The sequence below is a fragment of the Mucilaginibacter kameinonensis genome (assembly GCF_003675385.1).
GTDB classification, from domain to species: domain Bacteria; phylum Bacteroidota; class Bacteroidia; order Sphingobacteriales; family Sphingobacteriaceae; genus Mucilaginibacter; species Mucilaginibacter kameinonensis.
In genome coordinates this window covers 1,468,034-1,489,388 of sequence record NZ_RCWZ01000002.1, presented here as the reverse complement: position 1 = coordinate 1,489,388, position 21,355 = coordinate 1,468,034, and the positions used below count along the sequence as shown (strand labels likewise).

At 40.4% G+C, this 21,355-nt stretch carries 20 protein-coding genes; 3 read left to right on the top strand and 17 right to left on the bottom strand.

What is annotated here, in order from left to right; translation table 11 throughout:
* Window positions 1-15: 15 nt before the first annotated feature.
* The 15 genes from EAH55_RS13100 to EAH55_RS13030 all read right to left on the bottom strand — a co-directional run bounded on the left by EAH55_RS13100 (window position 16) and on the right by EAH55_RS13030 (window position 17,342).
* Entirely contained in the window at window positions 16-1,638 is a 1,623-nt protein-coding gene (locus EAH55_RS13100; RefSeq protein ID WP_121809992.1) for an MBL fold metallo-hydrolase, read from the bottom strand.
* A gap of 2 nt (window positions 1,639-1,640) precedes the next feature.
* The gene (locus tag EAH55_RS13095) at window positions 1,641-2,360 is read right to left on the bottom strand and encodes a thioesterase II family protein (protein ID WP_121809991.1); all 720 of its coding nucleotides are present in this window, start codon (window positions 2,358-2,360) and stop codon (window positions 1,641-1,643) included.
* 16 nt (window positions 2,361-2,376) lie between these two features.
* On the bottom strand, window positions 2,377-2,949 hold the full coding sequence (locus tag EAH55_RS13090) for a WcaF family extracellular polysaccharide biosynthesis acetyltransferase (protein WP_244228167.1): 573 nt from the start codon (window positions 2,947-2,949) through the stop codon (window positions 2,377-2,379).
* 42 nt (window positions 2,950-2,991) lie between these two features.
* Window positions 2,992-4,074 carry an acyltransferase family protein gene (locus EAH55_RS13085; protein WP_121809990.1) on the bottom strand — a complete coding sequence of 361 codons (1,083 nt, stop codon included), beginning with the start codon at window positions 4,072-4,074 and terminating at the stop codon, window positions 2,992-2,994.
* A 27-nt stretch (window positions 4,075-4,101) separates the two neighbouring features.
* Window positions 4,102-5,265, bottom strand: a complete 1,164-nt coding sequence (locus EAH55_RS13080; protein WP_121809989.1) for a glycosyltransferase — start codon at window positions 5,263-5,265, stop codon at window positions 4,102-4,104.
* A 3-nt stretch (window positions 5,266-5,268) separates the two neighbouring features.
* Window positions 5,269-6,396, bottom strand: coding sequence for a glycosyltransferase family 4 protein (locus EAH55_RS13075; RefSeq protein ID WP_162996855.1), 1,128 nt, complete (start codon window positions 6,394-6,396; stop codon window positions 5,269-5,271).
* Between the two features lie 103 nt (window positions 6,397-6,499).
* Window positions 6,500-7,885, bottom strand: coding sequence for a hypothetical protein (locus EAH55_RS13070; protein ID WP_121809987.1), 1,386 nt, complete (start codon window positions 7,883-7,885; stop codon window positions 6,500-6,502).
* An 11-nt stretch (window positions 7,886-7,896) separates the two neighbouring features.
* On the bottom strand, window positions 7,897-9,060 hold the full coding sequence (locus EAH55_RS13065; protein ID WP_121809986.1) for a glycosyltransferase family 4 protein: 1,164 nt from the start codon (window positions 9,058-9,060) through the stop codon (window positions 7,897-7,899).
* A 4-nt stretch (window positions 9,061-9,064) separates the two neighbouring features.
* Window positions 9,065-10,108, bottom strand: a complete 1,044-nt coding sequence (locus EAH55_RS13060; protein ID WP_121809985.1) for a glycosyltransferase family 4 protein — start codon at window positions 10,106-10,108, stop codon at window positions 9,065-9,067.
* Window positions 10,109-10,156: 48 nt separating this feature from the next.
* Window positions 10,157-11,278, bottom strand: a complete 1,122-nt coding sequence (locus EAH55_RS13055) for a glycosyltransferase family protein (RefSeq protein WP_121809984.1) — start codon at window positions 11,276-11,278, stop codon at window positions 10,157-10,159.
* A 33-nt stretch (window positions 11,279-11,311) separates the two neighbouring features.
* The gene (locus tag EAH55_RS13050; RefSeq protein ID WP_121809983.1) at window positions 11,312-12,280 is read right to left on the bottom strand and encodes a hypothetical protein; all 969 of its coding nucleotides are present in this window, start codon (window positions 12,278-12,280) and stop codon (window positions 11,312-11,314) included.
* Window positions 12,281-12,287: 7 nt separating this feature from the next.
* Window positions 12,288-12,845, bottom strand: a complete 558-nt coding sequence (locus EAH55_RS13045; RefSeq protein ID WP_167468585.1) for an acyltransferase — start codon at window positions 12,843-12,845, stop codon at window positions 12,288-12,290.
* Window positions 12,842-14,146, bottom strand: a complete 1,305-nt coding sequence (locus EAH55_RS13040) for an MATE family efflux transporter (RefSeq protein ID WP_121809982.1) — start codon at window positions 14,144-14,146, stop codon at window positions 12,842-12,844. The genes EAH55_RS13045 and EAH55_RS13040 overlap by 4 nt, the downstream gene beginning before the upstream one ends.
* An 83-nt stretch (window positions 14,147-14,229) precedes the next feature.
* Window positions 14,230-16,563, bottom strand: coding sequence for a GumC family protein (locus EAH55_RS13035; protein WP_121809981.1), 2,334 nt, complete (start codon window positions 16,561-16,563; stop codon window positions 14,230-14,232).
* Between the two features lie 32 nt (window positions 16,564-16,595).
* Window positions 16,596-17,342, bottom strand: a complete 747-nt coding sequence (locus tag EAH55_RS13030; protein ID WP_244228166.1) for a polysaccharide biosynthesis/export family protein — start codon at window positions 17,340-17,342, stop codon at window positions 16,596-16,598.
* Window positions 17,343-17,584: 242 nt separating this feature from the next.
* On the opposite strand from EAH55_RS13030, the gene EAH55_RS13025 reads away from it, so the two are divergent.
* A complete protein-coding gene (locus tag EAH55_RS13025; RefSeq protein WP_121809979.1) occupies window positions 17,585-17,830 on the top strand; it encodes a hypothetical protein in 246 nt (81 codons plus the stop codon).
* A gap of 3 nt (window positions 17,831-17,833) precedes the next feature.
* Here the strand turns inward: EAH55_RS13025 and EAH55_RS13020 are convergent, their stop codons facing one another.
* Window positions 17,834-18,223 (bottom strand): response regulator, encoded by a 390-nt coding sequence (locus EAH55_RS13020; RefSeq protein ID WP_162996854.1) that lies wholly within the window; start codon window positions 18,221-18,223, stop codon window positions 17,834-17,836.
* Between the two features lie 173 nt (window positions 18,224-18,396).
* On the opposite strand from EAH55_RS13020, the gene EAH55_RS13015 reads away from it, so the two are divergent.
* Window positions 18,397-18,618, top strand: coding sequence for a hypothetical protein (locus EAH55_RS13015; RefSeq protein WP_121809977.1), 222 nt, complete (start codon window positions 18,397-18,399; stop codon window positions 18,616-18,618).
* Between the two features lie 12 nt (window positions 18,619-18,630).
* Here EAH55_RS13015 and EAH55_RS13010 read toward each other — a convergent pair whose 3' ends face one another.
* A complete protein-coding gene (locus tag EAH55_RS13010) occupies window positions 18,631-19,932 on the bottom strand; it encodes a WcaI family glycosyltransferase (RefSeq protein WP_121809976.1) in 1,302 nt (433 codons plus the stop codon).
* An 831-nt stretch (window positions 19,933-20,763) separates the two neighbouring features.
* On the opposite strand from EAH55_RS13010, the gene EAH55_RS13005 reads away from it, so the two are divergent.
* Window positions 20,764-21,294, top strand: a complete 531-nt coding sequence (locus EAH55_RS13005) for a UpxY family transcription antiterminator (protein ID WP_121809975.1) — start codon at window positions 20,764-20,766, stop codon at window positions 21,292-21,294.
* Window positions 21,295-21,355: the final 61 nt, after the last annotated feature.

Sequence of the window (21,355 nt, the reverse complement as noted above, 5' to 3'; positions counted from 1 at the left end):
CTTAAAGCCGAATGATTATTGCGCTATAAGGCTATCAACCTGCTTATTGTACAATAGCTCCTTTTCGCCGTAAAGGCGTTCGGCAATTATCCCCCGGTCTGTACATAGCTTTACCAGCTTATCTGATTGTACAATCGGGTTTGATTCGTCGGTGTATTTGATACTGCTGATAAACTCAACCCATGGCTCCTGACCCATGGCGTACACATAAGCCTCTTTAGGTTGAAAAATGTCTATAAGCGCCATTCCTTTATCACAATCGGAGCCGGCAAGGCGCCTGCTGCCATCCATATCCCTTGCCAGTTTCTTGGTAAGCAGCGGACCGTACAGCCATGTTAAAGGCGCGCCATCGCATTCCATACCAATAAAAAGCACATCTACATTGCCAATAAATTTGTGAACCAGCTCATATAAACGAGGTTCCACAATTCTTGAATCGGCCAGGAAGAGCAGTTTAAAATCGCCTATTTTTACCAGGTAGCAAGCTTTGGTAAGGATGTTCATATCGCTATGCTCTCCTATAAAAGGCAAACCGGTGATAATGGCATCGTTAAAATGAATGGTTTGCATTTCGCTGATATCCATAACATTGTTAAAGCCTATGTTATTGAACATCAACTTCAGATCTGGATCTTCCAGTTTACCGCTTGATGTACGGGGAACTATCAGGTTTTTGATTTTATGTCTTAAAGGCAACAGGGTTTCAAACAGGATATGATCCTGGTGATTGTGGGTGATCAGTACATAATCGATAGTATCCGGCAGGTCAACATCCGAAAAATGCTGAACATCCGAGCTATAACCATAATAACTAATCAGAGGGTCGACCAAAATACTGATATCCTTAGTTTCAACCAGGATACAGGCATGGCCAAAATAGCGCATCCTGATCTTGTCGCCGGTATATTTTTCGTAGGGCGGCGGCGGAGTTTCTGTAAAAAACGTTTTAAACAATGGCTCTTGCTCCGGCGTGATGCCGCAGATTTCTTTAATAGCCGCGTAGCTATTGGCTGTGCGTTTCATTTCGGCCAAAGCATCAATGCAAGCATGGTCAAACGGTACGTTCAAACTTAAAACATCCGGTTCGTTAAGGCGTGGTGTACTCAGGCAAAACGGGCGCTCATCGTTATTGGTGATCCACATGGCCAGGCTTTGCGAGCTTTTGTTATAAAACTCGCTTTGGTACAGCAATGATTCAAAAAACCGGAAACCGGGGTTGTTATTACGATCATAATACAACTCAACGTAACCTCTTAAAATATCGGGAACTTTTGTGTACAAATCTTCCAGACCATAGCCTGTTGCTTCAGCATCCAATAGCCTGTCTAATGTTTTTATCGCTTTGGCAAACTCAATAACTTTATTCTGTTTTTCAAGCGATTGGTCTTGCAATTCAGTCACCTCCTCAATTCTTCCCCCACCGAAATCCATGAAGGGGCCACCTTTCATTTTAGGATTGAGCACAGCATTGGCATGGATGGCCGGGGCCATTAAATACGATTCGATAATGGCCAAGTGCCTTCCAACTATATTCATGGCGGCTGTTGCCGGAGAGATCAGGTGACTCCAGGCATACCATTTGTCTACCAGTGGCTCCATTACCACATTGGGTTTCAGATATAATTGTTCCTCGTTCATGACTAAAATGTTTCTAATTGTTTAATCAGCTTTTCAGCGATAGCATTGATAATAAAAGCCCTATGCTGCATGATAAAAAAATGATCACCTTCCAACTGTATAAAGTCAACCGCAGGAATACTTTCATTTTGCCACAGCAAAACTTCGTCGGCTTTAAGATCTTCGTCTGTACCCGTAATAACCGTAAAAGGGATATTCAGTGGTTCGGCAGCTTTGTGGATATAGGTTTCGCTCACCTTAAAATCATTACGCAGAATTGGTTCAAGAAATTCCAGCATGGCATTGTCCTGCAAAATCTCGTCGGGCATGCCGCCTAATATGATCACCTCATCAATAAATTCTTTATGAGGATATAAATGAAATTTTTTTGTTTGACGCGATACTGCCGACGGGCCTGAAGCGCCGGTAATAAAGATATGTTTAGGCAACTCGTAGTTATACTCACGGATTTTCACCGCAAGTAAATAGGCCAGCAAACCACCCAGGCTATGACCATATATGGCATAATTACCTTTGCTTAGTATCGGTTTCAGTTGGTTAAACAAATCGTTAACCAGCGTATCGATATCTGCCGTAAGCTCTTCAAAAATCCGCGTTCCCCTGCCCGGGTATTCAAGAGTAGTAGCATCGAATATCGCCGAACTTTCGGCAAATAATGGCCTGTAAGAATACTTGTTTCCACCGGCAAATGGCAGGCAAACTAAGTTGATCTTTTCACTCATCTTTGCTGAAACTGTATTAATCGGTAATGCCTTTTCTCGCCCTTACAAAAGATGCCGGGTTTCCTGAGTAGATACTCCATTGCTCAAGGTCTTTAGTGGCAACAGAGTTAACAGTTAAAATAGAATGACTGCGGCAAACCACTCCGGGGCATACTACGCTTTTTGCGCCAATCCATGTACCATCATGAAGCGTGATCTTACCCAAGCGATATGGAAAATCTGCTTTCGTGTAGTCATGGTTACCGGTAAGCAGCATGGCATCCTGCGAAATACAAACGTTTTTCCCGATGCTCACATCTTCCAGGTTGTCTATCCAAACCGATTCGCCTATCCAGGTATGATCGCCAATGGTTAATCGCCAGGGGTTTTTAATTTTAACTTTTGTTTTGATAACAACACCATTGCCCACCTTTGAACCAAACAAACGAAGTAAAGCCACTTTCATTTTATAAGGCCAGGGAAACGCGCTGTTAAAGATGAAGTAGTTGATAAAATACCAAACGGTTACTTTTAATTTATTGCCGTTTTTATAATCGCCAATAGTAAATTTTGAAAGATCCGTTTGCATAGGGTAAATAGTAGTTTCCATTTTTCAATCAGCTATAACCGATTTAAAGAATATTTGATAGAATTATAATACAGCAAAGTCCGGCTCTTTAGGCGCCCGCTTTCTGTTAAAAAAATTCAGGATCAGGTTTTTGCAAGGCATTTCAACAGTAAAATACAAAACGCTGCAAAACGCTATGAGTGCAAGTGTGGCAACTATTAAGGCCGGCCATGTACCTATGGGCATCACAAACATTTTAAAGTAATTCATGAAGGGAGCCTGAAAAATATAGATACTGTAACTGATGTCACCTAAAAAAATTAATGGTTTTGCGCTAAAGAAGGTCGTATCTTTTTTCTTAAAGCTGGTGATGGCCAATATCATCACAAAATAAACCGGCGACAGCAAACCGTTGGCAAGTACATAATAGCCCGGTACGTAAAACTTAACCAGGAATACGATTGCGATACACAGTACCACCGTTATTAAAGAGTTTATTTGATTCCTGAAAAAACGTGCCTTTCTGTCAAGAAATACCTTACCGCATAACATCCCCAACATAAAAATTGAGATCAGGAATACAGGATTAAGGCGCAGTCCAGTAACAACCAATTTAGGAATGGTAGGCAAATGAAGTTCAGTTAAATATGATAAAACCAGCGTTAGGCAATAAGTAAAAATGAAATATGCCCAGGCCACTGTTTTGAACCTTTTCTCATTTTTGCGCATGTAGACGATAAGGAACGGGAAGAAAAGGTAGAAAAAAAATTCGCATGATATTGTCCAGCCCGGGGCGTTAAACGCGCCAACGTATAGCCAGCGTTCAATACCTAAAACCTCAAATATTAACCTGTATTTTACTGTAGGGGTATCAATAGTTTTAATGCAATAATGAAAAATAGCCTGTGCCAGCAACGCTAAAAAGTATAAAGGATAAATACGTGCAAAGCGCTTTACATAAAATTCTTTCCTCGCAAACTCGGTGTTTTCGCTTTTGAAATACCTCGCATTGGCAACAATCATGACAAAGCCGGAAATAAAGAAGAAAAAGTTAACCGCCTCGCCGCCATTGTAAGAAAAAAATGTAGGGCTGCCAAAGTGATACCAAACCACCATTATCGCGGCTATAAAACGTAAAATATACAGGGTATCGGTATTTCTTTCCATATCAATGTAATTGCGTTTGAATTAGTTTTAGCTGGCTACTATTTGTTGGTATATCTTTTCAATTTCATTTAAAGTGACATCGGTATCAAAGCGGCCTACGTTTATGAAACCCTTGCTAATGATCTCGGTACGTTGTTGTGCCGATGACGTTAAAACAGTATTTAGCAGGTTACTTGCGGTTTGCAACCATTCATTTAGATCAGCTGCGTTTTGAGGCTGACGAGGGATATAAAATGCCGCGTCTCCTCCTACTTCCGTCATGGGTGCTTCACCGGTTGTGATAACCGGGCATCCTGAAGCCATCGCCTCGGCAATGGGCCAGCCAAAACCTTCGGCAAGCGAAGGGAACAAAAGCACAGATGCACCAGCGTAAGCATTTCTTACAAAAAGGTCGCTTTTGCCCGAAAGCAAGTGGATATCATTTTTATATGGCGACTGGTCATATTCCGCCATAATTTTTGGATTAGGCGTCACACCTAACATCATTAGCGGCAACTTGCTATCGTTTTTAGCCCGCCAGGCATTGTAAATTTGGATTACTCCCACGCGGTTTTTATACCACTGATTACCTCCGATGTGCAATATATAGCCGCCGCTGAGATCAATATTTGTTTCCTTGCTTAACTGCATCCTCACAAGGCTTACTTCAGAAGAAGTAAAATCCTGGTTTAAACCGTTATATACCACTTCTGACACTGCAGGCTTTGAACCCAGCATCTGGTGCAGATCAGTTTGTGTTTTAACTGAAACCGAAATAAAGTTTTTGCCTTTACTATACCCACTGCGGATATATCGCTGATATTTTTTACCGCTATTTCCTGTTTTGTTTTCGGCAATCATCCCTAATGCGGATTGCTGCGCTAAAAAATCGTGGCAATGAATTACATGTGGTCGTTTAGCTACTAACGGGATCCATGGGCCAAGAGCGTGATCTGTAAATACGAACAGTGTTTCCGCTGGATAAGCTTTTAATCGTTTACGAACCTGGCCCGGGAACAGAATGTATTGATCAATATAGCCGAGCCATTTCTTTAGGCTCTTTGGTACGCCGAGATTATACAAGAAAGCCTCGGGTGTCCAAACTTCGGTTTCATGCCCACGTTGCTGCATGCCGTTAGTAAGCATGTTGGCAAACCGGGGCATACTCTGCGAACCTAAAAACGAAGGATGCGTGAAGAAAACGATGCGCATAATTTAAACAGATACAGCTTTGCGTTTGCTTTTATTAACCTTGTTTATCAAATCAAGCATGGAATCGCGGTGTGCGCGCTGCTGAAATTTCAGGGAGATCTTGCGTGAATGATCGCTGAATTGCTGGCGTAACTGCTGATCGTTGATCAGCTTTATAACTTTCTCAGAAAGTTCCTGGATATCACCAAAGTTATACACATAACCGTTCTTGTTTACCTGAACGTCATCGGTATCGCCGTAGCTGCCACAGGTGCTACTCAAAATTACAGGGCATCCCATGTAAATGGCTTCGCTTATAGCTAAAGAGTGCGGTTCGATGCTGGCTGGGTGTACGTAGGCATCAATGGCAGCGTAATATGCAGGCAGGCTTAACGGATCAACAAAGCCTGTGAAATGAGCTTTGTTAACCTTTAATTGTTCGGCTTTTTGCTTTAAACCATCAAGGGTTTTACCAGAGCCGAGGATGAACGCGTGCGCTTTTTGACCTTTACTCTCCAGATCGATCAAAAGATCTATCAGGTGTTCCTGGTTTTTCCAGGTTACCAGCTTACCTACTACAGCTATCACAAAATCTTCTTTGGGGATGCCGTATTGCTCGCGAATTTGACTACGTAAGGCAGCTTTGTTTTGGTAAGCATCGGCGTATACATCAACATCAATTGGGTAATGCATCCTGATAAATTTCTTTTCGGGTACACCGTAAAGTTTGAAATAGGCTTCATTCGCATCGCCAACGGTAAAAAAGTAGTTCACCTTGTTGTAATATTGCCTTAGCAAAAAGAATTTGGCCAAAAGTTTATACCATTTACGGCGCTGACGGTTTTCAGAATCGGTAATGTACACGATAGGCACATTATTGGCTTTCGCCCATTTGTGCGCCCTGCGCTGCACTTTTTGAAAATGCCCGTAAGTTATGATAGCGTCAGGATTGTAATTATCCAGTTCCTCGGTTATTGATGGGGCATCAAGCTCTTTTGTTGATGGCAGTACCTGTTCGCCATTCAAAAATTCATGATCAAATTCGTCTAACCGGAGGTTGTTCCAGGATATTTCCTGCCCGAAATTTTTGTCGACATATTTTTTATAGCCCAGCATCGAGGCAAAAAACAGCTTTACTTCAACATCCTTCATTTTTGTAAAGCTTATATACTGCGGACAAAAATGTTGGATTGGGTGGGATACAACTATGGCTACCCGAAAATTATTGTTTGACATAAGATTATAATGAGAATATCTATATCGCGAAAACCGATTCTGGTTCCGGCTTTGACACCTTTAGTTCTTTTTGTTGCTGCTCGTCGTAGTTTTTGATGATTACCACGCTGCCTATAGCCAGCCATAACCAAATGTTGAGTGGTGGGTTTCTGGCTACAACCCCAAACGAGGCAGTCATGATGATGTAGGCCAATAAAAATGAAACAACTATACTTAGTTCTTTACTCTTCATCTTTTGCCAAAGATTAAGGGCGAAGAAAATAAGGCCAATTCTAAACGCATACCAGCTTATGGCAAGGTACAATCCGCCCTCATAAATGGTTGTATCAAGATCGCTTTCTGTACTAAATCCTTTTGATTTCAGGTCGTTAGCGTAATAGCTTATCCTTTCTGATCCGTTGCTCATTACACCGAGGCCGTTACCAAACAGCACAGCAACAATGTCCTGTTCAAATACCCAGTTTGTCCAATTTAAAAAGCCATCCTGTACCCTGCCCGAGATCTCGTTGGTTTGCGAACCATCACCGTGGTCGCTTGAGCGTTCATCATACGCGGCAAAAAATTCGGGTTTAACAGCACGTATCCCCCCTAATAAAACCGCAAACGCTACAATGCCAACCAGTGCTCTTGTTATTATTTTTCCGGGCGCTTTTACCGCCGAAAAGGCCAGCCCGCCGACAAAGCAAAAACCGCAACCCAATACAGCGGTACGCCCACCTGTTATAAATATACCAATGATCAATGCGATGCTTGCAGCCACCAATAAAGCCATTTTTTTAAACCCGCTTTTCTCTTTAGTTTTATTAGGCCAAAAGAAACAAAGCGTTAAAAACGTACACACAAAATTCAGAAACCAGGAATATTGTCCTGTAAATGAAAACGTTGAACTAACCCTAAGGCGACCAGCAGCAGAAAAACCTTCCAATGAAGTCCCTTCAACGCTCATGTTTAACCAGTGAGTAGCCGGCAACGAGTTTTGTATGATAGCAACTACCGATGTAGGAACTAAGGATAGAGTAATGATCAGCACAAACTGTTTAAACTCTTCAATTTTATCGGCCGGAAAAGCGAAAGGCATCAGGACCCCCACAATCGGGAACAGCAGGTATTGCTTTAATCCAAAAATGCTTAAAAGAGCATCGTGAAAGAGGGTGAACAAAACCAGCGGAGCAAACACCATCAGCATTACTTTCCATTTTTGCACCAACCTGATGGTCAAGCCGGATAGTTTTGCATTTTTAATCAATACCAAACCAATAATGCATAAAATGTCCTTTAGGAAGAAAATAAGCATGCCTGCTGCCGGCACCAATTTGCGGACAACTCCCTCAAAAATAAGCACTAACACTATAACATATAGTAGTTGCTTACAGCGTATCCTTAATCTCTCCTGAGCTTTGTTCATGTATATTTTCTTTAAACCCTGGCGGTAAATACATCATTAAGTGATGCTACCAACAAACGCCCGGTTTCGTCCCAACCTTTAAGGCTGCCGGCTTTTTTAACCGCTTTTTCTTTCATAGCGTTATAAGCATCCTTGTCATCAGCAAGCAATTGCAGTTTTTCACGAATGCTGTTGCTATCTCTTATCGGCACTATAAATCCCTCTTCGCCATTAGTAATAATATCGTCTGCACCTGTATTGTCTGTAGCGATTATTGGCACACCAAATGATAAGGCTTCGCCTAATACCAAGGCGAGACCTTCTTCGATAGATGGCAGGCAAAAAACGCTCGCGCCTCTATATGCGGCATTAAGCTGCTCGCCTTTTAATATGCCGGTAAAAACCACACCTTCCGGTATTACTATATCATTTAAACCGTTGGGGTTATTTTCCGGGCCTACTATCATCAATTTTTTATGCGGGTGATCAAGCTGTTCAAAAGCTTTAATCAAATATCTCAAGCCCTTACGTACCGAAATGCTGCCGACGTATAAAACCACAAATTCCCTTTGCTCGTTTTCAGCATTTTCTATAATATCAGAAGTTAACTGACTAAAGCCGTAAGGCACCCTCAACAACATTTTTTCGGGGAAACCAGCTTGAATAAAGCTCCTTTTCACAAAATTTGACGGAAGTAATATGTAATCGGCCAGTTGGTATTCGGCTAAGCGCCTTGCCTTTTCTTTAGCATAAAACGGAACCCAGGGCAGCCCTAATGATTCATATTCTTCTTTCATTAAATCTTCCTGGTATTGCACGTGACTGTTTACGGCTTCCACTATAACTATCTTACCTTTTTTCTTGGCCGCTTTGCTGGTGTTTAACCCGCTCCCATTGTAGTACATGAAGATATCGGCTCCATCAAGATAACGCTTGCAGGCATTGTCTTGTTCAATTTTAGCCAGGTAAGCTATCTGCCGGCTAACAGAAACAGGAATCTTAGATCTTAAGCTAACCAGATAGACTGTTTGAAGAAAGTCTTTACGAACCAACTCGTCACCTAATTCGTCAAGCGCCGCCCGGGGGCTCAATCTTGAAAACCCACTTACAAACTTGTGCAGCACGCCAGCCTCATGAAGCATGCGTGCATAACGATAGTGGTGACTACTGTTAGGCGATGTATATATTACTTTCATGTTTTTAATTCACCGATGCTTCTATAATATCAAAGTACTGTTGAGCAACTACTTCGCTGCTATGCTCCTGTAAATGCTTATTTGCTGCTGCTTTAAGGCGTTGTTGTAAAGATGTATCTGTTAATACATTGGTGATTGAGTTTACCATATCATCAATATCCCCCCTCTTAAAAACTATACCTGCATCGCCAACCGCATCAGGCAGACCGCCACCATCAGAAACTACGGGGATACAACCACAAGCAAGACCTTCTAATGCTACTATGCCAAAGGGTTCTTCCCACCGTGATGGTACCAACAAATAGTTATGTTGATTTAAAGATGCCACCAATCTTTCGCCGGTTAAACTTCCTTCAAACGTTACCAGATCTTCAATTTCCAGATCTTTCACATATTGTCTCAGTTTGGCAAGATCTTTCCCTTCTCCTATAACGGTCAATGAAATATCGCCGAGGAGTTGATTTGCATGCTCCTGTTTTAATTTACTGATAGCCTCGATTGCCATGTCGGCCCCTTTGTCAGATACTACCCTTCCTAAAAAGACAAAGCGTTTAGTCCGCTGGGCTTCTGCGTTAGTCCTTACAAAAAGTTTGTCGTTGTAGGCGTTTTCTACTACTGTAGCTGCCGGCCAGCATTTTTTCCGGAGCGCATCACTTACTGTGATCACTTTGGTAGCCTTTTTAAGCCATGCATATTTGAGCCGTGCCTGCATTGATTTGGAGCCATCTTCATTACTAAGCCAGGTATTTAAAACCACTACCAACCGTTTGTTGAAAAACGCGGCAGGCCATGACAAGCGTAAAACCGGGCTATTTTCAAAAACCACATCAGCCCAGGCATGCTCACTTATTATCTGCAACAAGCCCGGGTTGCGAACAATTCTGTAAGGAAATTCTTTTGTTCCAGAGTCTTTTGTCCAGGTGAGCAGGTGTACAATTGCACCCTTATCGTGAAACGCCCCCGCTAAAAATTCGGCGTTAGCTTCCGTACCACCCAGATCAGGATAAAATTTATGGGTTATAAATAAAATTTTTAAAGGCTTAAGCATATTGGTTTTATTGCTTGGTAAACACGGACTATTATATCGCTATGATTATCAGCTTGCTTTAAACATTGTCAGGTACTGCCCTGCTACACTTTCCGGGTTGTATTTTTCAGAAAAACCGGTTTCCTGATTTATAAATTTTTCAATGTTATCAATCCTTTCCACTTGCTCGACCTCGGCAGTTTTTTGATCATCGGCAGCAATGTTATCTCTTAAAACTATAACCGGGCATTTATTGTAAAGGGCCGCGGCAATACTTCCGCTTTTTTCAAATAGTACCAGGGGATGATTGGCGAGGCTTACATCGCATAAACTGAAATAATCGGCAATATCCTGAGCATCCCATGTACCTAATACCTTCATCGGGATTTTGGTAGTTTGTGCTAACCGTTCAAACTGTTCTTCGATACCGGAGCTTTTACCTACATGAGTGATCACCAGCTTCTTTTTCATTTCCTGGTTAACATGCTGTGCTAAGCGGATAAGTTTTGAATCAAGCTGATCGCGATAGTGAAACCCACCAAAGAAGGTGGCCAAAACGTATGCCGAACGGCTACTTTGAACTTCGGCAGGCAACTGCTCATATATTTTTTTGCCGGTTGGATTGCCAACAGGCATATTACTGAATATTGGGATCTTATTGGCTTGGATACCCGCTTTTGCAAGGCAGTTTTTGTAAAACGAGTTTGATGTTGAAATACCGGCGGGCTTTAATGTTTTAATTAATGCCGATACTGCCCACCGTTGTAAAAAGCCTGTTATTTTATCTTTCCAGGTACTTTCGTTTGATTCTCCTATCCATATCTCGTGAAACATGATGTGGATCTTGGCCTTGATCTTAACCTTTTTGAGTTGCTTTACCAGGTTAAAGGTTATGCCCCTTTTTTCGAAAGAATAGCAAACGTATTGTAAGCTCAGCCAATCAGGATTAAAGTCATCTAATACGGTTTGAAAAGCTTTATAGCGTTCCTGCTCAGGCATTGATTTCGGGAGCCTTGTTATTCCGAAATTGTTGGTGCTATCTTCAGTTAACTCGTTTATATACCTGTCATTTAACGCCACCAGCATAACGCCATGACCAGTTTTACAAAACTCCGCTGCTAACCTTCTTACGTAATCTCCTACCCCATCAAGACCAGGCTCCAGCGAAGCGCAAACAAGTAAAATTTTCATATAACCGGTAGAATAGTATAAAAGGCTGCAGGTTTAGTTTCTCGTATAAAATCTGCCTATAAACGCACCCATATTTACAACGAGGCTTTTCCGCTGAACATAATTATTGTTGAATATTGAAATCGGATGATCAACACATTTCCAGTATTTCTTATCAACGCTTCTCGGGCTGATTCCCAAAAATGATTGTTTCAAAAATTTAATTTTCCATGGTTTGGGATTTCCTAAAGCATGAAGCATTAGTGTGGCACCTCCTTGCAGACCCATACCCTCTTTACCTACAAAGCTCACAACTCCGCTCCACGCTGCAATGGCTATGTTCAAAGCATCCTGATCAGTTTTACTGAAAGGCGCATAGTCGCCCGCGTGCTCTTTTGCAAGATTGGCTTCGCCAGGGAATGGCGCCCGGCTTAATCCGCCTATTACGGGGCCAATTTTTTCCTGGATCATTATCCAGGTATCAACTAAACCGATATCTTTTTTATTGACACCTATAAACCCAGAGTTTACATAAACATCTCGGCTCAGGTCAAGATCAATGTTAAACTGCCCGAAATACTTTTTCCAGGCCATTTTACGGGGATGGTTTGGAGGAAGTGGCGAATTCACATCCTCACAAACTGTAACACCAAAAGACACCCATTCTTCGTAAAAATCCCAGCTGTAATCTAAAATGATATCCGGGTCGAAATAAAAGATATTGTCCACTTGCTGTGCAGGGCCTTCAAAAAGCCACTTCAAAAAATCAGGTTTATAATTGGCTAAGTGGTAGCTGGTTTTTAGTTTAACAAAGTGGATGTTTATCTCCTCATTAACCTTATAAGTTGCTAATTGCAGATCGCCGAAAAGAGATGAATCTGTCGTTTTGGCCCAGGGAGGCAACTCGCCTAAATAACCGGCATAGATATCACCTTTAAAGCCATGTTTATAAAGTGAATTGACAAATGCCGCGACACCGAGGTGGTAATGTCCTTCAAAAAGGGTACAAATAACTGATTGCATAGGTGTTTTATCTGTTTTTTATAAAGCGGGCGGGTGTACCGGCCCATATCTGGTAATCGGGAATTGATTTGTTAACCAAAGAACCTGCACCCACAATACTACCCTCTCCAATAGTTACCCCCTGAAGGATAATACTATGCGCCCCAATCCATACATCGTTCTTTAAAATTATTGGTTTGTGTATCACAGGTTGCTGATTGATGGGTAAATCGCGCTTCATTTCGCGACCGGCATCAACAAATGTGGTATTGGCGGCTATCAGACAATCATCGCCTATTGTCAGTCCTAAGGTTATGTTAAAATCGCATCCATGGCCAATAAATACACGCTCTCCAATTTTCACAAAATTGGTTTCGGCAAATGGCTGTGGGGTTTTAAAAACAACGTCATCTTCAATTACACTTTCGGTTCCAACGCTGATCTTGTCTGGCCATTTACATTTTATTTTGCCTAATACTACCCCATTGTTAATCTGCATGCCTAAAAACTTATAGTACTTTTTCCGGAGCGATATACTAACATTGCTAAGTTTATGCCTCAGCATCGCAGGGTATCTCTGTTTCATGAAATGGATTGTTTGGGTAATTTAGACACCCTGTAAATGAAGTATATAATTAAGATTACAAAAGCAAGCAAAAAATCGACTATGGAAAACATCAACACATTGGTAGTTTTTGAAAGGTCCATAGTAACTACCAGGATTAGCTGGAATAATATGTTCACCGATAAGTTAATGACCGGCTTTATAATCCATCCGCGCGAAACCAATACCGAGTAAGTAACGCCTGCCAGCATAGTAAGGCAGCTTGATATGGTGAGTAATAAGATCTCAGTATTAAGGTTGGAATAACCTTTACCCAATATCCAGAGTACCTGTGCCGGGAATAGCATCACTATCGCTATAATTATAAAGCTGATAACAAAAAGCGCCGCTTCTATTTGTATAAAGCGTTGCACCAGCAAATTCTTTTTCTCGGGCAGGCGGGCAAAGCGCGGTACTACCAATGTGCTGAATAAAGTAGTAAATACAGTTAATACCGTAGTCAAACGGCTTAATGCCCCTACGTGCGCTATAGATTGTGTATTGCCAAAAACCGAGATTAACCAAATAGTGATCTGCCCGGATACGCAAAAGTAAATGGCGCCGGGCAACGACCGCTTTACAATGGCAAGTATCTCCTTTTCTACAGCAGGATCTGACTTTTGTTCTGGGTCTGCATATTCGGCCGAGATTTTACGTAGCCGGATATTGGCCCACATACGGGGTATACCGTTGCCCAGTATAGCTATATAGGTAAACGGAAAAACCAAAAGCGATCCTACCATCAGCACAAAACGGCCAAGCCCCGCAGATAGCTGATTTTTTTGGAGTTTGTTTATTCCCTGGTGAAGTTTCGACGCGGTTTCGAGCAATGTATCACTCAAGGCTGCAAAAAATGATGGAATGATCGCCAACACAATTAAACCCGAAGCAATAGGCGAAGCACCGTTACGGATAAGCAGGTAAAACAGGATTGGTAAAGAGATCAGCAAGCTAAACATGCCAAATATCTTACGGAGCTTAAGTCCGCTGGCTATTACGGTTCCCAGTTTCTGGCGATCTTGCCAAACCTTGCCCCCTTGCGCCATCACTCCTGATGAAATTCCGCCGTCGGCCAATACTGTCATTGTGCCGAGCATTGTATTGGCCAGTGTATAAAACGCGTATTCGGTTGTGGGTAGCAGCCTCACTATCAATATCCCGGTTACTAATCCCAGTAATTGTATAATTGCCTGAGCCGAGAACGTAACGGCGATAAGCTTAGTCCATTGCTGCCATTTAGCAAATTTATTATCGGCAACAACCTCGCTTGTTAAACTTTTCATATAGCAGGCGATGGTTTATGAAATTGAAGTATCAATTGCATATTTAAAAAGAGTTGTTATTATAAATAGATGGTAAGTGACAATTAAAACCGGCTCGCAAATTTTTTCATCCGGTTTTTCACGCTCTTTGTGGGCTCTTTTATATAGCTGTTTTTCTGGTAGATATAGCTATTGGCACTTTGTTCACTTTTTACCGCATTAAAGATCAGTTTCATGCGTGGCAGCTTGTTTTCTGCTTTTATTTCCCTAATAAACTCCAGTTCCTGGTTAGGGGTATAATCCTGGCGGATCACGTATAAGCAAAGATCACACATATGGGCAATGATCATGGCATCGGCCAAAATGTGAACCGGCGGCGTATCAATAAGGATATGATCGTACTTTAATTTCAGATTGGTTATCAGTTCTACCAATTGTATGCTTTCAAGCAACTCCGAAGGATTAGGAGGTATTGCGCCGCCGCAAATGATGTCCAAATCCTCAGAGATGCTTGAACGCTGTACGATCTGGGCCTGCGAGGCATTACCAATAATAAAATCTGTTACACCTGCTGCCGATGGATTTAAATTAAATCGTTTCGCAAGCGTTGGTTTTCTTAAATCCAATTCAAGAAGTACCGTTTTTTTCCCGGCTATCGCTAATACAGTTCCGAGGTTACTCAATACAAAACTCTTACCCTCGCCCTGCATGCTTGATGTAAAAATGGTGGTTTTGCCGGGGTTGTTATTGTTTTTATGCAGATAAGCCAATTTGGTCCGGAGATCGCGGAACTGTTCGCCGATAAAGGTTTTTTGATTAAGTACAACTATTGGCTCATCAGTTTCAGATTGTACAATTTCAAGCAAAACTGGCAACCCGGTGGCCGAAATTACTGAGCCTTTACTTGATACCTTGTTTTTTAACGCGGTACGACCATATACCATACCAACCGGGAATACAAGGCCTAATATCAATGCTGTAGCATAAACAGAACCCGGTATAGGTGTTGGCGGCCCCCCAACATGAGCTTGTTCAATTACCACCGCATCAGAAATTGTTGAGGCGTAATCCAGGCTGAGTTCTTCTTTTTTCTGCAGCAGATAGATGTAAAGATTTTCTTTAATACCCTGCATACGTTTTATGTCGCTCAAATCCCGCTCGGCGCCGGGCAACGCGCGAATGTTTGATTTAAAGCCTGTGCCAACATTTTGCAAACTTTGCAGGGTAGCTACTAATGAAGCCCTGGTGGTTTTTAAGTTTTCACGCAGGGAAACTCTCGTAGCGTTTATTTGCTGATTTATCGGATTAAACAAGGGGTTATTTTCAGGTAAGGTGGTTAGCAACTTTGTTTTCTCCATCTGCAAATCAGTAAGCCTGTCTGTTAATGATTGCAGGGTAGCATCAGAAAATCCGATAATTGAAGGCATTGTACCTTTACCATCGTTGGAGTTCAAATAACGCTCGATACCATCAAGCACACTAAGCTGAATTTTCAGATCGTTAACTTGCTTTTCGTTTGTTTGGGCATTACCTACGTATACCGATGACTGATCGGCTAATTCGGTAATTCCGCGCGCGCTTTTATAACCCTGGTATTTACTTTCTACATTATTTAGCTCGCTGGTGATCGATCCTAAACGCTCTTCAACAAACTTAATGGTATTTTGGGTCGATCTGCGTTTTTGCTCAACTGAAGCTGCCATATAAACCCTTATCAGGTCATCAATAATTTCACGCCCTCTTTCGGGCACTTCATCATCCAGTCTGAAAACAACAACCGAACTCTTGGCTATTGGCGATTCATGAATGGCGCCTTGGTAATAGCCAACTACATCATCTATTTCGCGTAATTTTATACGTACCGTTTTGCCGATGTACTGTTTAAAGTCGGCTGTTTTATCAAGCCTCCAGGTACCAAAGCTATTGGTAAGGTTACTTTGGAACGCAAACCTGATCAATTTGCCGTTAGGCTGTTTTATCAGGTATGTGCTATCGCTTTCAATTACAATATCAAATGTCGAATTCAATGAGCCTTTTCCGCGGCTTATTAATTTAAACTGAACCGGAGTATCAGAGTAAATATCCCTGTAAGAATAATACGGCGTTTTCTGAAGATATGTAACCCATAACTGCAGGTCTTCAACCACCTGTCTTGTAACGGGAATTGAACTCATGAGGCTCATTTGCTCATCTATGCCGGTTTGGTTTTCAGTTAAATTGATAGCTTCCAGGGCCGCTTTATTGGCTTCCTTTTGCTGATCCTTAACCATCACCTTGCCAAAAATCTGATAAACAGGCCTTTTATATTTTAAATAAAACACAGCAAGGCAAAAACATATAACAAAAAAGATCAGGAATAAAGGCCAATGAAACAATAACCGGTTAAAAAAATTACTGATTTTAGCCGATCCGGCATCATTTGAATTAGAAGCGTCCATAATATTTGAAGGTATATGTATATTTTTTGCAGTTATTTACTTACTTGTATAGCGATCAAGATCAATGATGCTATGGAAATCACAATTGGGAGTACTTTAACAAATGTGCTTTGGGTTGCAAATTTTGCTTTACCGGCTTCAACGTAAATCAAATCGTTGCTTTTGAGATAATAATATGGCGATTCAAATAGCCTTGGCGAAGTGAGGTCGATATTTATATATTTCCGTTTGCCGTCAACTTCCCTAACCAATAAAACATTTTTGCGATTGGCGGTAGCGGTAAGATCGCCGGCTTTGCTAAGCGCGTCGGTAATTGAAAATCTTTCGCCATCAACTGTAATCACATCTGGATGGGCTACATCGCCCAATACCGAAACTTTAAAATTGGTGAAAGCCAGTGATACTTCAGGCTCTTTAAGATACGGTAAAATTTTACCTTTTATGAGAGCGGCCGCGTCTTCAAGCGAAAGCTGACCTACTTTTACACCGTGTACCAAAGGCAACTGAATTTCACCGTCCTTATTTACCAGGTACCCGTCATTTGCCGACGATGCGGCACTGCTGCTACCGTCTTTACCCTTAGCCATAGTTACAGCTCCACTATTGAAGATAGCTGAGCCGTCTGAGTTTAGGCTTTTAACGCTTAATGATAAAATATCACCAGGTTGTATCGTCGGCGGAGAAAAATTGGTGATCTTATAAGCCATCTCCGGGTTCCTCTCAAGTCCCTGAAAGTAGCTATTCTCCTTATAGCTGGCGCATGACGTCAGCAATGCCATTAAAATTAAAAATGTTGTTAATAATTGATTTTTCATCATGATCGATTTAATTATTTCCTAAAAAAGACGGGCCACGGGTTTATCTCCGGGCGCTTGTGAAGAGTTAGCACAGCTCAAGCTGTGAACAGCATATGGATAGTTAATACAGTAACAATAAATGATTAAATAATTGTTGCAACATTATCCGGGGAGCACCGTATACACAATAAATACTTTTTATTCTTTACTCAAGCGTATTTGCAATGACTTTATCCCCTAAAAAGAAAATTTATTTAACTGACTTAGAACAAAATCTGACCTTTGAGGGCTTCCTGAAATCATATAAGGAAGCAAATGATAATATTATTGCTACCCTGTACGATATTGAAGTTTATGATTACACTTCATCAACACCGCTGTTTAGCTTAGCGGAGACAACCTTAACAAAAAGTAAGAGTAAAATCTATATCGAAAATGTTGCCTGCCTGAGCGCCGAGGCTTTGTGCTGATCCTTACGCAGGCTCTAATATTTTTTTGAGCGTAACCTTTGTCAAGGGTTTTATAATATAATCTAAAACAAAATCGTATTTTTTTGCCAGGGCCAGGTCCATCGGATCAATTGACGATGACATAATATAAACATCTATTTTCCTTGCTAAACCGGATCTTAGTTTATTATATTTATGAAGAAATGAGGAACCACTCATAATAGCCATATTAATATCAACAAATATCATATCGGGCAATTCATCGCTGTTACTTTTGTTTTTAATTAAAAACTCCAGAACTTTTGTTGCATCGAAATAATATTGAGTTACTGGCTGATATGATAGGTAGGTTTCAATCATTCGTTGAATTATGAAATGCTGAATTGGTTCATCGTCAATAAATATTAATTTCACACAGGTTAAGGTTAGGTTTTATATTATTTATTATTGAACAAGTATTTAGCTACCTGTTTCAGATTTTCATACCAATTAAAACGATCACATAGCATTAAAAAACAATCATTTTTCTTTCTATCTGAAAAAAGATTGCCATAAAATTTTATTTTCTTTGCGCCAATAATTAAACTATGAGTGAGCCCGTTACAAGAAAAATATATATCACCGATCTCAACACCGACCTTACCTTTTTGGGCGAGGTTAAATCCTTTGAAAAAAAGGATGAAAATGTCACGGTTTTATTGAATAATGTTACCGTGTATGAATATTCATCATCTAATTTTCTTTACTCCCAGCCCGAAATTTTATTATCAGGCCCCGCGTCCCGCTTTCACATTGAAGATACTGTGTAACTAATTTTAATTCTAATCCGCGTCCCTGTCCAATCTTAAATATGTAATTCCTTTCGGTTCGGGATATACCGTTTTCTGCATATTTGACATCATCCTTTTAATCACTTTGCTGATATTAAGATGATTTTCAGCATAGTCGCGGGCATTTAGCTTAATTTCAGTATTATCAGATGTACAGCAGTTAAATATGGCTGCCTTTAGTTGATCAATATCTTCTGGCGGGATTACAACCCCCATGTTGTTATCTTTTATAACTTCATACAAAGTGGTGCCCTGCTCTGCTGTTACCAGCGCCAGACCGCCTACAGCCAAAATGGTGGTCAGTTTTGATGGCATAACCAGGTCAGCGGCACTCTTTTTCTGCAAAACAAGATGCACATCGGCCATATTCAAAAAGCTGTTAAACAGATGACGCTCCTGCAGCGGAAAGAAACTTACGTTATCAAGTTGCTGCTGCTTAGCCCGCTGGATGAGTTTATCCTTGTGCGGCCCGGTGCCGCAAATAACAAATTTTATGAAACTTACCTGTTTAAGCTGTTCAGCTACATCTAAAATAGCTTCAATTCCTTGCTTCTCGCCAATACTGCCAGAATATAGTACTACTTTGTCATCCGCATCAAAATTCCACATCGATTTCAATTCGGCAGAATTAGCTATTGGGTAACAAGTGTCAGTATCAACCCAGTTGGGAAAAAAGGTGATCTCCCGGTTAGTTTTAACACTGATCTTTTTAAGCATGCCTTTTGAAATTGAGCTTACGAAATCTACCTTGTGCATGATAAATTTCTCCATCGCAAACAAAATTTTAAATGCTCTTTTCGATTTGAGCATGTTCAAATCGCGCGCAGCCTCAATTTGCAGGTCCTGAATGTGATAAATGATTTCGCCCCGTTTAAAAAACCGGTAAAACAAGCCTAAAAAGCCTAAATGAAAAGGCGGAGCTATACAAAATATATAATCATTCTTAGACTTAAATAACAAGGATATAAGCACAAAATAAGCCGACAGAAAAAAGGTAGCTTCGTGAATAAGTCGCTTCAAACCTCCAGGTTTTTCAGGTACATATAACGGGCACCTGTATACAATAAGCTTACCATCTTTGAGTACTTCACGTTTATAAAATTTATTGGTATATGGCGGTTGCACCTTCCAAAATGGATAGTAAGGAAAAGATGTTATTACAGTACATTCATAATTATTATCAACAAACCATTCAACCATATCTCCGGTATATTTTCCAATACCCGTCAATTCTGGAGAAAAGTTGATGCCTATAACTAATATCTTTTTGCTCGATGCGTTTGGCTTATTCATTTGATTAAGTTATCAGCGAGAGGGTTAAAAACCCCGGTTATTATTAAACTAAGTAATGCCAGAGCCCAATTCGTCTAAAGTTAATTCACGTTGCAGCCGTCCAAGATGCATACATCGGTATTCTGTATATCTAATTAAATTAACTTGGGTACGGTGGCTGCAGTAACTATCGGATTGGTTAGAGACATTAATTAATAATTGAGTATAGCTTCGCCATTTCGCTTACAATGAGCTATTTTCAATTAAAAACCACTGTGTCAGCTTATTAATTCATTATCAATGTTTAATTAAACATGAATTTTATTTAACACATTGATACAAAATTAGCCATATAATTTACTTTTCATCAACAAAACTGCCGATTGTTGTGAAATGTACAAAAGTGTGATATTATTCACATTCATGTAACAAACCAACCATCATTTACGTAAGGAAATCTCCTTCATTAAACAGGTAAAAACCAGTTTCCGAACAAACCCCCAATCCCAGGCAACTCCACATATCAACTTAACGAAAAAAGAAAATAAGCTTCCTTTTCTAACAACTATTAGTTAATTGACTTTTTCGCGTAACTAATTATTAATTTTTTTATTGATTTTGGGGTTCCCGGGTTAAAATGCGCTGCCGGCAACCGCCGATAGCTGTTTAAACACATCTTTAAAACATGTGTATTTTTTACACCACACTTTTTTCACAGTTTGAAAACAAATTATGAGGGACCATGCGAATTATTAAACTAAATGGCGATTTTTATGAAAATATTGCACTTGAATTGAAGAACATTTAGTTTGATCATCTACCTAATTATCAAACAAATAAAAATGCACTATAATGAAAAACGCTGTTATAATTAAACCTACACCTGCAAATTGGATGGTTGTGTACACAAGATCCAGATTTGAGAAAAAAATAGACAGAACTTTAAATGACAATCATATCACCTCCTTTTGTCCGGTGATTAAATCATTAAAAAAATGGGCCGACCGAAACAAAATGATAGAGACTCCATTATTTCCATCATACGTTTTTGTCAGGGCAAATGCCGGTGAACAGCTTAAAGTAAAGCAGGTTCCCGGAGTGGTAAATTTCGTTTCCTATTGCGGAAAACCTGTAGTACTAAACGACGAGGAAATTGACCGAATAAAATCAATAGTTAACAATTACTCAGAAGTTGAGTTAATGAGCATCCAAAATTTAAACATTGGCAACAAGGTTAAAATAAAGGATGGATTATTGTATAACTACCAAGGCGTAGTTACTCAAATTATGGGCAAAACCATATTGATGACCATAGAACAATTGAACTGCGTTTTAACAGTAAAGGTAAACGTAGATCAAATTTGTTTAAATGTTGCAAGTTAACTTCTAAAGACGTATTATTAACTTGCTTCTTATTTTTTATTATAGAACTTAATTAAAATTA

What these genes read in the sequence shown, in the direction of transcription:
- EAH55_RS13100 (WP_121809992.1), bottom strand. Translation starts at nt 1,638, where the DNA reads ATGAACGAGGAACAATTATATCTGAAACCCAATGTGGTAATGGAGCCA.
- EAH55_RS13095 (WP_121809991.1), bottom strand. Translation starts at nt 2,360, where the DNA reads ATGAGTGAAAAGATCAACTTAGTTTGCCTGCCATTTGCCGGTGGAAAC.
- EAH55_RS13090 (WP_244228167.1), bottom strand. Translation starts at nt 2,949, where the DNA reads ATGGAAACTACTATTTACCCTATGCAAACGGATCTTTCAAAATTTACT.
- EAH55_RS13085 (WP_121809990.1), bottom strand. Translation starts at nt 4,074, where the DNA reads ATGGAAAGAAATACCGATACCCTGTATATTTTACGTTTTATAGCCGCG.
- EAH55_RS13080 (WP_121809989.1), bottom strand. Translation starts at nt 5,265, where the DNA reads ATGCGCATCGTTTTCTTCACGCATCCTTCGTTTTTAGGTTCGCAGAGT.
- EAH55_RS13075 (WP_162996855.1), bottom strand. Translation starts at nt 6,396, where the DNA reads ATGAAGGATGTTGAAGTAAAGCTGTTTTTTGCCTCGATGCTGGGCTAT.
- EAH55_RS13070 (WP_121809987.1), bottom strand. Translation starts at nt 7,885, where the DNA reads ATGAACAAAGCTCAGGAGAGATTAAGGATACGCTGTAAGCAACTACTA.
- EAH55_RS13065 (WP_121809986.1), bottom strand. Translation starts at nt 9,060, where the DNA reads ATGAAAGTAATATATACATCGCCTAACAGTAGTCACCACTATCGTTAT.
- EAH55_RS13060 (WP_121809985.1), bottom strand. Translation starts at nt 10,108, where the DNA reads ATGCTTAAGCCTTTAAAAATTTTATTTATAACCCATAAATTTTATCCT.
- EAH55_RS13055 (WP_121809984.1), bottom strand. Translation starts at nt 11,278, where the DNA reads ATGAAAATTTTACTTGTTTGCGCTTCGCTGGAGCCTGGTCTTGATGGG.
- EAH55_RS13050 (WP_121809983.1), bottom strand. Translation starts at nt 12,280, where the DNA reads ATGCAATCAGTTATTTGTACCCTTTTTGAAGGACATTACCACCTCGGT.
- EAH55_RS13045 (WP_167468585.1), bottom strand. Translation starts at nt 12,845, where the DNA reads ATGAAACAGAGATACCCTGCGATGCTGAGGCATAAACTTAGCAATGTT.
- EAH55_RS13040 (WP_121809982.1), bottom strand. Translation starts at nt 14,146, where the DNA reads ATGAAAAGTTTAACAAGCGAGGTTGTTGCCGATAATAAATTTGCTAAA.
- EAH55_RS13035 (WP_121809981.1), bottom strand. Translation starts at nt 16,563, where the DNA reads ATGGACGCTTCTAATTCAAATGATGCCGGATCGGCTAAAATCAGTAAT.
- EAH55_RS13030 (WP_244228166.1), bottom strand. Translation starts at nt 17,342, where the DNA reads ATGGCATTGCTGACGTCATGCGCCAGCTATAAGGAGAATAGCTACTTT.
- EAH55_RS13025 (WP_121809979.1), top strand. Translation starts at nt 17,585, where the DNA reads ATGACTTTATCCCCTAAAAAGAAAATTTATTTAACTGACTTAGAACAA.
- EAH55_RS13015 (WP_121809977.1), top strand. Translation starts at nt 18,397, where the DNA reads ATGAGTGAGCCCGTTACAAGAAAAATATATATCACCGATCTCAACACC.
- EAH55_RS13010 (WP_121809976.1), bottom strand. Translation starts at nt 19,932, where the DNA reads ATGAATAAGCCAAACGCATCGAGCAAAAAGATATTAGTTATAGGCATC.
- EAH55_RS13005 (WP_121809975.1), top strand. Translation starts at nt 20,764, where the DNA reads ATGAAAAACGCTGTTATAATTAAACCTACACCTGCAAATTGGATGGTT.